The following is a 1,748-nucleotide window of genomic DNA, read 5'->3' on the forward strand; positions in this document are numbered from 1 at the left end:
TGACCAGCCCAGCCGCATCACCGCAGGAATTGCCACCACGCTACGGGACACACCCGTTCACGTAGTGCGTCTCATCACGGCTCTGGTCTGCCGGTTCCTTGCCTGGGCTTGTTCAGCGTCGTCGTTGGGCATCGTGGATGGGGTCGAGCCAGGCTTGGGTGTCGTGGTCGAGCGGCAGTTCCGTGCCGAAGGGATCGAAGCGATTGTGGGTCACCGACATCACGCAACATCACACGGCGGACGGTTGGACCTACTGCTGCGCGGCGCTGGACGCGTGGAGCCGTCGGGTCGTGGACTGGTCGATCGCTGAGCACATCCGCACCGAACGCGTGGTCGACGCGTTGCAGATGACCTGCTGGCAACGTCGTCCACCGGCCAGGGCAGTGGTTCACCCGGACAGGGGCAGTCAGTGCACGAGCTGGTTGTTCGGGCATCGGCTGGGGGAGACCGGGCTGCTCAGGTCGATGGGCCGGAACGCCTCGGGCCGGGACGACACGGCGATGGGATCGTTCTGGCCCTCGAAGCAGGTCCTCGCCTCGGCCATGTTCGATTGGATCGAGGGCTGGTACAACCCCTGACGACGGCACTCCGGGACCGGGATGCTGCCACCCCGCGAGTTCGAAACCCCTCACAGCCCCACTGTCGCGGCGGCATGAATCAACCAACAACAACTACCCGGGAAACCGGGTCAAGCTCCGGCTGTGAACAAGCCTTCACACACCTCGATCACAGATCCGCCGACATCGACCTGGCGATGTCCCAAGAAATCTCCGCTCGGGCCTCGTAACCATTTTCTTGAAACCACATCGCGTCATCCACGCTGCGCACGAGACACCACCGCCGCACGGTCATTGGGTCCAGCTCGGCCATTCCGGCGAACCGCTCCATCCGTTTCCGCGCCGTGGCGTTCGTTTCGTCACCGCCCCGGATTTCGCTCCAACGGTTGCGCAGCAGCGGAACCACCTCATACGCGGGGTTGCCTTTCAGTGGCTTCGGGTCAATGGCGGCCCACGCATCCTTGCCGCGCCCAAGGATATTGGCGTAATGGAAGTCGCCGTGCAGCAGCGAGGGCTCCGAAGGCATGACGGCCAGCTCTGCGCACACATCGACGGCAGAGGAGACGAGCTCCTCGGGGCACGGTTCGCCGAGCCGCCGCCACTCCTCAAGGAACTCCGTGCCCCACCGGGCAGCAATGTCACCGACGCTGCGAAACCCAGCGGGCGCAGGAACGCGCAGTTCGCGAAGGAGATCGGCGGCAGTGTCAAGTGCTTCCTGAACCGGGACGTCCAGAAGGACCCGCCGCTCATCCAGCCGCTCCAACAACATGGCGCCGGCCCCCTCGTCGGTGTGCAACACCGAGACCGCTCCATGACCGCCCCACGTGCGTAAAGCAACGGACTCGAGCCGGGTCTCGTCGTCGACCCAACTCACTTTCAGGGCACCGCGTTTCCCGTCCTTGCAATGAACAGGCAGAACCACAGCGCACATCCCGTACATCGGCGGTCCCTCCTGACGAAGGCGCCACCTGTCGAGCAAATCCCCCACCGTGTACGGCAACGCCTCCAACCAGTCTCGGGCAGCCTCGCCCTCTCTGTGCAGGATCATGGCAGAAAAGTCACTAGAGATTTGAATCAATTTGACTCTCGCTTTCTGGTGCGATTGAAGGCGGGGATGTCGCTCACTTGCATTGAGTCTAGGAGGCTTATTCATAGGGGTGTTTCGGTTTTCCTCAGCTAGCGCTTTGTCCT

General features: G+C 63.2%; 3 protein-coding genes. 2 read left to right on the top strand and 1 reads right to left on the bottom strand.

Annotation, left to right across the window (positions count from 1 at the left end; all coding sequences use genetic code 11):
- Positions 1-310 (top strand): hypothetical protein (locus ACO6D6_RS15400; RefSeq protein WP_484786119.1); only part of this gene is annotated, 310 nt, incomplete at its 5' end.
- Positions 204-578, top strand: coding sequence for a transposase (locus ACO6D6_RS15405; protein ID WP_484786117.1), 375 nt, complete (start codon positions 204-206; stop codon positions 576-578). The genes ACO6D6_RS15400 and ACO6D6_RS15405, both read left to right, overlap by 107 nt.
- Positions 579-726: 148 nt before the next feature.
- Here ACO6D6_RS15405 and ACO6D6_RS15410 read toward each other — a convergent pair whose 3' ends face one another.
- Positions 727-1,605, bottom strand: coding sequence for an aminoglycoside phosphotransferase family protein (locus ACO6D6_RS15410; RefSeq protein WP_484786118.1), 879 nt, complete (start codon positions 1,603-1,605; stop codon positions 727-729).
- Positions 1,606-1,748: the final 143 nt, after the last annotated feature.

Source organism: Arachnia sp. (assembly GCF_057238465.1).

What these genes read in the sequence shown, in the direction of transcription:
- ACO6D6_RS15410 (WP_484786118.1), bottom strand. Translation starts at nt 1,605, where the DNA reads ATGATCCTGCACAGAGAGGGCGAGGCTGCCCGAGACTGGTTGGAGGCG.